The sequence below is a fragment of the uncultured Salinibacterium sp. genome (genome assembly GCF_963974405.1).
Classification (GTDB): Bacteria; Actinomycetota; Actinomycetes; order Actinomycetales; family Microbacteriaceae; genus Rhodoglobus.
In genome coordinates, this window is record NZ_CAXBBH010000003.1 from 226,407 (window position 1) to 233,383 (window position 6,977).

The 6,977-nt window shown below is 60.7% G+C and carries 7 protein-coding genes and 1 riboswitch; of the genes, 4 read left to right on the forward strand and 3 right to left on the reverse strand.

Annotated features, from left to right (window positions below; translation table 11 throughout):
• Positions 1-36 precede the first annotated feature (36 nt).
• The 3 genes from AACZ26_RS12320 (at position 37) to AACZ26_RS12330 (ending at position 3,990) form a co-directional block, all read left to right on the forward strand.
• Positions 37-1,278, forward strand: coding sequence for an alpha/beta fold hydrolase (locus tag AACZ26_RS12320; protein ID WP_339621968.1), 1,242 nt, complete (start codon positions 37-39; stop codon positions 1,276-1,278).
• A 118-nt stretch (positions 1,279-1,396) separates the two neighbouring features.
• A complete protein-coding gene (locus AACZ26_RS12325) occupies positions 1,397-2,224 on the forward strand; it encodes a siderophore-interacting protein (protein ID WP_339621970.1) in 828 nt (275 codons plus the stop codon).
• A gap of 74 nt (positions 2,225-2,298) precedes the next feature.
• Positions 2,299-2,394: riboswitch (glycine riboswitch) on the forward strand.
• A 147-nt stretch (positions 2,395-2,541) separates the two neighbouring features.
• On the forward strand, positions 2,542-3,990 hold the full coding sequence (locus tag AACZ26_RS12330) for an L-serine ammonia-lyase (protein WP_339621972.1): 1,449 nt from the start codon (positions 2,542-2,544) through the stop codon (positions 3,988-3,990).
• Here AACZ26_RS12330 and AACZ26_RS12335 read toward each other — a convergent pair.
• The 3 genes from AACZ26_RS12335 to AACZ26_RS12345 form a co-directional block, all read right to left on the reverse strand.
• On the reverse strand, positions 3,987-4,730 hold the full coding sequence (locus AACZ26_RS12335; protein ID WP_339621974.1) for a pyrimidine reductase family protein: 744 nt from the start codon (positions 4,728-4,730) through the stop codon (positions 3,987-3,989). The two genes, AACZ26_RS12330 and AACZ26_RS12335, sit on opposite strands and share 4 nt — an antisense overlap.
• Positions 4,731-4,733: 3 nt before the next feature.
• A complete protein-coding gene (folP, locus tag AACZ26_RS12340; RefSeq protein WP_339621976.1) occupies positions 4,734-5,639 on the reverse strand; it encodes a dihydropteroate synthase in 906 nt (301 codons plus the stop codon).
• Positions 5,640-5,813: 174 nt separating this feature from the next.
• Positions 5,814-6,026, reverse strand: a complete 213-nt coding sequence (locus AACZ26_RS12345) for an SCO4848 family membrane protein (RefSeq protein ID WP_339621978.1) — start codon at positions 6,024-6,026, stop codon at positions 5,814-5,816.
• Positions 6,027-6,094: 68 nt separating this feature from the next.
• Here AACZ26_RS12345 and AACZ26_RS12350 point away from each other — a divergent pair, with 68 nt between their 5' ends.
• A complete protein-coding gene (locus AACZ26_RS12350; protein WP_339621980.1) occupies positions 6,095-6,754 on the forward strand; it encodes a YigZ family protein in 660 nt (219 codons plus the stop codon).
• The last annotated feature ends 223 nt before the right edge of the window (positions 6,755-6,977 follow it).

The window sequence follows — 6,977 nt, forward strand, 5'->3', positions numbered from 1 at the left end:
ACGCTGGGAGCAGCAGAGATCAAGGGGTGTGCGCGCATGAAGATTGAATTTCCGGGTTCGAACGGCACCATGCTTGCTGCCCGCCTCGACCTTCCCGAGGGAACGCCGTCGGCGTTCGCGCTCTTTGCCCATTGCTTCACGTGTTCGAAGGAATCTTTCGCTGCCTCGCGCATTTCGCGCGCTCTCGTTGACTACGGCATTGCTGTCCTGCGCTTCGACTTCACCGGACTCGGTGGATCAGACGGAGATTTCTCGAATACCAATTTCAGCTCGAACATCGATGACATCGTTGCTGCCACCGAGTATCTCCAGGAGAACTACCGCGCGCCAACGATTCTCATCGGCCACTCTTTGGGCGGCGCCGCCGTGCTTGCAGCGACCCATCGTGTGCCATCGACGCGTGCGGTTGTGACCCTCGGCAGCCCAAGCGATCCAGCGCACGTTAGCAACCTCTTCGCTCATGCGAATGCCGAAATCGTTGCCGAGGGTGAAGCAACAGTTCAGTTGGGCGGGCGCCCGTTTCGCATCCGCAAACAACTTCTTGACGATGTCGCGGCTCAACCGCAAAGCGAACGCCTGCGCAACTTGGATGCCGCACTGCTCGTGCTTCACTCCCCCGTTGATCAGACGGTCGGAATCGACAACGCCCGCGAAATTTTCGATGCTGCCAGACATCCGAAGTCTTTCGTAGCCCTGGATGAGGCCGACCATCTCCTGAGTGACCGCGAGGATGCAAGCTTTGCAGCGAGCATGATCGCTGCCTGGGCGGCACGCTACGCCTTCGACCGCACCGATAAAACAGTGAACCCAAGCAAAGTAGCCCCGAGCGCAGAGGTCACTACCGACGGAAGCGCTGTGATCGTTACCGAGAGCGGGCCAGCGCGCTATGAGCAGCGCGTCTTTGCGTCCGGCCACGAGATAATCTCTGATGAGCCAGCACCACTCAGCGAGAACCATGGCCCTGCACCCTATGACCTGATTTTGGCGGGGCTCGGCAGCTGCACCTCAATCACGATTCGGATGTATGCGGACCGAAAGAAGATTCCTCTCACGGGGGTGAGTGTGCGTCTCACTCGCGAACGGATCAAGGCGGCTGACTGCGATCACTGCGCCTCGACCGAGGGCATGGTCGAACATTTCACTCGCGAGCTGAGTTTCACCGGTGACCTGAGTAACGAGCAGCGCGACTCTCTCGTCGCGATCGCCGCCAAGTGCCCTGTGCACCGCTCACTCGAGGGAGAGATTTCGATCACCACGAGTCTGGCAACGAGTAGTTAGCTCGGCGATCCAAACATTCCAAGGTGCCTCTCGGTAGCCCTCTCAGCATCCGCGCGATAAGGTTGTTAGGTAAGCCTAACTTCCTATCGAAATGAGCTGGCGTCCGCGCCCACTACCTATGACTCTTGAACGTGAATCCGTCAGACACACTCTTGCTATTCGCCAGCTCACCGTGAGCTCAGTGACCTACCCGGCACCGTCAATCGCGCGAATAACCGTGAGCGGTGACGAGCTCGAGGGCTTCATCAGTAGCGGCCCCGCCGATCACGTCAAGGTCTTCTTTCCCGACCCTAAGACCGGCGTGCTCACTGCTCCTGCGATGACCGCTGAAGGACTCAAGCGCCCCGGCAAAGGCAAAGTCATCTCCCGCGACTACACTCCCCTCGGATTCCGCAGCCACGATGGGCACCACGAACTCGATATTGACTTCGTGGTGCATGGGGACGAAGGCCCCGCCTCCGCGTGGGCCAGCAAGGCCGCCGCGGGCGACGCGATCGTGGTTGCAGGCCCACGCGGCTCAAAGCTTCTCCCCCAGGGCGCAACCCACGTCATCCTGATTGCCGACGAAACAGCGTTGCCCGCTGTTTCACGCTGGATCGACATGCTTCCCCCGTCAGTGCAGATCACAGCCCTGTTCGACGTCGCAGACGACAGCGTCGAATCGTACTTCAGCGCTGAACACAAGGCACGCATGTCTGCCGAATGGTTCTACCGTCACGACGGTCTCGGTCAGCTGGATGCTGCCTTACGGGCGATGGGAGAGATTGGCGAGACGACGTTCGTGTTCATGGCTGGCGAAGCCACTACCCTCGTACCGCTGCGCCGCTATCTGCGCCGCGAGTTAGGGCTGCCCAAGCATCAGGTCGCAGCAGATGGCTACTGGCGTCGTGGTGTTACTGATGCTGACCACCACGCCCCGATTGACCCAGCCGATCCCGAAGACTAGATCGGCCAGAAGACCATTCTCTGAGGGTGGTTCTGGGGTCGAGTGTATGCTGAGGGGCACAAGTGAACAGCCGTCATACCGCTGCGGGAGAGCCCTTCCGATCGTTGGTTGGCGCCGTAGGAGCAAACCCTCTCCGGGAATCTCTCAGGCACCAGTACCGCAGCAGTTAGGCAACTCTGAAAAGTAGTCGGCCCAGTCCGACTCGCCGACGGGGCAACGCGACGCCACAAGCGAGCGGAAACTCTCAGGCCCGATACAGAGCGGAGAGGACTCAACGATCCCCGCACGATGCTGTGCGGTGAAGAAATGGAGTCACCGTGGCCATTCGCAATCTGACCCCCACCACTGAAGTACCTACTCCTTCACTCGAAGAGGTACCTCTGAGCAGCTTCGACCTGTTTACGGTCGGCATTGGCCCGTCGAGCTCACACACGGTGGGGCCGATGCGCGCTGCTGCTTCGTTTGCGGCCGACCTTGCTGAGCATGGGATGCTCGACGCCGTCGCTACCGTCAACGTCAGACTTTATGGTTCCCTCGCCGCCACCGGTGCGGGCCACGGCACGATGAGCGCTGTCCTGATCGGCTTGGAGGGAAATCTTCCCGATCAGGTTCTCCCCGATGCGATGGAAGAGCTTCTCGCGCGAGTTGAGGACACCGGGATCCTTCGCTTGGCGGCGCATCACGAGGTGCCGCTGCGCGAGGCGGATATCGCTCTTCACCCGCTCACGGTTCTCGACGGCCACCCCAACGGAATGCGCTTTGCTGCGCTCACGACTGATGGCTCTCCAGTTCTCGAGGCTACGTACTTTTCCATTGGCGGCGGCTTCATCTATCGTGAGGGCGACAACCGCGACGGCAGCAACGGCATCGATCACGTTGCCGACCCGCTCCCTTTTCGCACGGCAGCGCAACTGTTGGAGCACTGCCGTAACGAGGGCTTGCCGTTCAGCGGTGTGATGCTGCGCAACGAACTGTCTCGACGCTCAGAGGCTGACGTGCGGGCAGGTCTGCTGCACATCCGCGATGTCATGGACGAGTGCAAGAACAACAGCTTGGAACGCACCGGAAACCTCCCCGGCACTCTCAACGTACGACGCCGCGCACCTGATTGGCATGCCCGCCTTCGTGCAGAAGATCCCCACCGCGATCCCGCGTTCTGGCAAGAATGGGTGAACCTAGTCGCGCTGGCGGTCAATGAAGAGAACGCTTCGGGCGGCCGCGTCGTCACAGCTCCCACGAACGGAGCCGCGGGAATCATCCCTGCTGTGCTTTTCTATGCAACCCATTACGCCCCCGGAATGAAGGATGCCAGCCAAGCGACGAAGGATGACGCCACTGTCCGTTTCCTGCTCGCCAGCGCCGCCGTGGGAGTGCTCTACAAGCGCATGGCATCAATCTCAGGCGCCGAGGTTGGATGCCAAGGCGAGGTCGGCTCGGCCTCCTCGATGGCTGCTGCTGGGCTCGCCGAGATCCTCGGCGGAACTCCTGAGCAGGTGGAGAACGCCGCCGAAATCGCCATGGAGCACAATCTCGGGCTTACCTGCGACCCTATCGGCGGGCTTGTACAAATACCGTGCATCGAACGCAACGCAATCGCCGCGGCTAAAGCCATCAACGCCGCCAAAATGGCCCTGTGGGGCGATGGCACCCATCGCGTGTCTCTCGACGAAGTCATCATTACGATGGCGGAGACGGGCAAAGACATGAGCTCACGCTACAAAGAGACATCGATGGGCGGTCTGGCCGTCAACGTCGTCGAGTGCTAGGCGCGAACGTAACGCAGCAGCAGGGAGCCATCCGGAGCGCTGAATGCGTGGCCCAAGGTCATGTCTTGTGGAGTCGCGTCTGCGGCATCCACGATTCGTCGAGCGGACCCGCCCTCCAGCCTCGGGCTGATCGTCAGGCATAGTTCGTCGACTACTCCTTGAGCGATCATCGTCGCGAACAGCGTCGGCCCGCCTTCACTGTGTACCTGAGGATAGCCGCGCTCAGCCAGCACGTGCTTCAGCTCGACAGTGTCGACGAGAGCGTCGCCAGCAACGATGACATCGGCAACCTCTTCAATGCGACGACGATTCTCTGCGGAAGCACGCTCGGTTGTAATCACGAATGGTCGCGTGGCGTACGACGCCAGATCTTTCGGCTCAAGCCGCAGAGATGCGGTGACGATAGCGAACGGCGGTTGGGCTGCGAGTCCGTTCTCCGTGCGCCACTTCGCGGACGCCTCATCGAGAGCGATATTGCGGTAGCCCTCTTGACGCACCGTACCAGCGCCGACCACGATGACATCCGCAAGCCTGCGGAGCAACGCGAAAACGCGACCGTCCGCTTCAGTAGCAAGACCGCCAGAGACACCCTCGTGGGTTGCGGCACCGTCAATGCTCGACACAAAGTTAGCTCGCAGCCACGGTTGTGCGCGATCGGCCACCGCGTAGCTTGCCAGCAGTTGCTCATCGGTGAGACTTGCTCCCGCAGTCAGAGAGTGAATTTCGGATGCAGCGGCCACGGTCTACCTTTCGTTGGCGTCGGACATATTGTGCTTCAGCATCGCCGGCTCGCGGAGCCCAAGAATCGCTTCCGCCATGCGCACGGCATCCACCGTCTCGGCGACCTCGTGCACGCGCACTATGCGGGCGCCATTCAACACGCAGGCGACGGCGGAAGCGAGAGAGCCTTCGAGTCGCTCTCGCTTTGGCTTATCGAGCACTTCGCCGATGAAATCTTTGTTCGAGAGAGCAACGAGCGTTGGTAGCCCTAGCTCGGTAATCAGGTCGAGACGACGCGTGAGTTCGAGACTGTGAAGAGTATTTTTGTTGAGGTCGTGACCGGGATCCACAAACAACCGATCATCTGGAACACCAGCGTTGTGGGCGAGTTCGACCCGGCTCGCTAAGAAGTCGCGCACTTCGACCGCGACGTCATCGTACTGCGGGCGAGCGAATTGCGTTCGAGGTTGGGCGCGAGAGTGGACAAGCACGAGCGAGGCCTCGCTGTCGGCAACAACACGAGCCAGATTAGGATCGCTGAGCCCGGTTGTGTCGTTAATGACAGTCGCGCCGGCCGCAATACTGCGGCGTGCAACGTCGGCATGAAAAGTGTCGACCGAAATGACGACGTCAGACTGGGAACGTAAGGCGTGAACAACGGGAACGACGCGATCGCATTCCTCATCAACGCTCAGCGGTTCCCCTGGAGCAAACGGCACTCCGCCGATGTCGATCCAGTCAGCTCCGTCGCGTACCGCGCGCAGGGCCGAAGCGACAGCATCCTCGAGCGCATAGTTCGCGCCAGCATCGTAGAAGGAGTCGGGCGTACGATTGACGATCGCCATTACCGCGACGCGCTGCGAGAAGTCGAACGAACGATCGCCGATGGTGCGCCGAGGGTTCCGCAGCGGAGGGAGCATAAAACTCATGCTCCCTATACTGGGCGACGATACTGACAACTAGATTCAAATCGCGGTGCAGCGGAGTGATCTGCCCACAACTGGGGCGGCCTCTGGCACTGCCGGAACACACCATCGCTGCACGCTGCACGCTGCACTAACGAGCTGAACTCACGCAATGCTCTGCTGTAGCGCCAAATATCCCTAACCGAGCAACATGACTCCGGCAAAGACGGATGCTGCAGCAATCGCGAGGGCGATGCCCAGCAGTACAGCGTGCACCCGGTAGAACGCCGTCGTTGCACCTGCGTCGTCGCGTGCGCGTGGATCACTGCTGACGCGCTTAAAGAAGCGGGGCCAGGCGATCACATTGAATAGTGCACTGACAAAGAGAACGATTGCGGCAAACAGCTCCATGATGTTCAAGCCTACGCCTGCCCGCACGTAGCATCATGTGTGGAGTGCCGATGAGAGACAATGGGTGGATGCTCGAATTCACCCTTCGCGGAGGCCCTGGCTCCTCTGCCGAGGCTGAACTCGAAGTGAAACGCTCACGTTTTCTCTGTCGCGTGACGCGAGTCGAAACTGAGGACGAAGCACGGGACGCGATCGAGTCAGCACGAAAGACGCACTGGGACGCTCGACACCACTGCTCCGCTTTCGTTATCGGCTCCGCTACGGAGCCTTCGCAGATTCGCCGCTCGAACGACGATGGCGAACCGTCAGGCACAGCGGGCAGACCGATTCTCGATGTAGTGCACGGCCGCAACCTGATCGACTGTGTTGCCGTCGTCTCTCGGTACTTCGGTGGGACCCTTTTGGGCACGGTCGGACTCATCCGGGCGTACTCGGATGCCGTAGCGCTTGCCGTCGACGACGCACGCAATCAAAACGGCCTCGTCACGCGCGAGCGTCGAGAGCTCTTTCGTTTGGCTCTCGCGCATTCGGATGCTGGACGAGTCGAAGCTGAACTGAGACAGCACGGCGTGACGGTCCTCGGCACGGAGTATGGCGCCCTCGCGATAACCACCATCGCGGTGGCCGCGGCTGACGCCGCTGCAGTCGGTGAGCGTGTCGCGGGAATCACATCCGGTGCGGGCGCTCTCGAGACTGCTGGCTTCGAATGGGTGGATGTCGCTATCTAAGTCCACCGCCGAGACTGCAGCAGGAGCGCACTTCAACACCGTGCAGAGGGCTACTGGCCCCTCGGTCCTTCCTCATCGAGCGCCACGCATCTCTTCGGTGAGGAATGTGTGGCTAATGACTAGCGTCGCGCTCTCATCCGTCTCACGCGAGGGCGCAGGCGGGTTAACGCAAAATAGCCACACCCCGTGAAGGGTGTGGCTATCTCACAATTTAAGTCCGGCG